The following is a 1,140-nucleotide window of genomic DNA, read 5'->3' on the forward strand; positions in this document are numbered from 1 at the left end:
GCTTCTAAATTAGGCTTCTCGACCGCCTTCAAAGCTTGATTTAAATCCGCAAGAGTTTGTTCTAACTGAATTTGTGTCTGCTTAAAGTTATCTATTTCTTGTTGCCAAGTTTGAGTTTGTTGTTCACTCACTTTACTCTGTAAGAAGTGCGCTTCATCAGCAAACGCACTCGCTTTTAGTGCGCTTTCCCATTCGGTTTTAGCATTTTCAAGTTTACTATTCGCTTCCAACAGCCACTGTTGGTGAGTCGTCAACTGACTATCGACATTTGATTTCGCCAGCACAGCTTGTTGTAACTGCGCTTGCGCAGATTCTAGGCCGTTATTCAGCTCAACAATTTGCTTGTGTATCTGAGTCAAGTCGTTTTCTAGTTGCTCTAGTGATGTGTATTTATCATCTAATGACGCACTCAATTTCGCTAACTGCTGCTGATTTGCTTTAATCGTCGATTCATTTGCAGCCATCTGGTTTTGCAAATCGTTGATCTTACCTTCGCCAACCACACAACGTTGATTCAACTCGTTCACGCTTTGCTCAAGCTGAGCAATATTAATTGCGTTCAAATGCTGTAATCGTTCATTGAGTTGATGAATTGATGCCTGTAATGCTTGCAGCTCTAGGTTCGCGTTCTGCCCTAACTCCGAAACCATTTGCTCAATTTGCTGCGTGTATTGAGCAATCGCAATATTGTGTTGTTCCAACTGGTTGCTCAATTGGTTCAGCGTGATTTGAGCCTCACGCTCCTGATGACGAGCCTGTTGAACTTGCTCTTTTGTGACTTCATCACCAACAAATTGAGCAGGCTGAGGATGTTCGGTACTACCACAAACGGGACACTTCTCTCCAGTTTGTAAACGAAGAGCAAGAACTGCCGCTTGCGCATTATGCCAACTGAGCTCTAGCGCATCCGCTTCACGTTGAAGGTTTTCATAATAAGACTTGGCTTGAGTTACCGAGGCTTGTTTACTTGACGTCAATGCATCTAACTTTGAAAGCTCTTGATTTAAATTACCTAACTTTTGAAGATCCGACATCAAACGCTGCTGCTGTTTGATCTCTGCATCCACACCACCAATACTTGCGACATCAATGCGAGCTTGCTCCAACACTTTTTGCGCTTGCAGGGCGTCTTGCGTCAGT

General features: G+C 43.5%; 1 pseudogene. It reads right to left on the reverse strand.

Going from position 1 to position 1,140, the window contains the following annotated elements:
- Positions 1 to 1,140 (reverse strand): annotated as a pseudogene (locus R7127_RS26670) (SMC family ATPase); the annotation flags it as partial.

It is taken from the genome of Vibrio sp. 1159, from assembly GCF_033340395.1.
Lineage (GTDB): Bacteria > Pseudomonadota > Gammaproteobacteria > Enterobacterales > Vibrionaceae > Vibrio > Vibrio alginolyticus.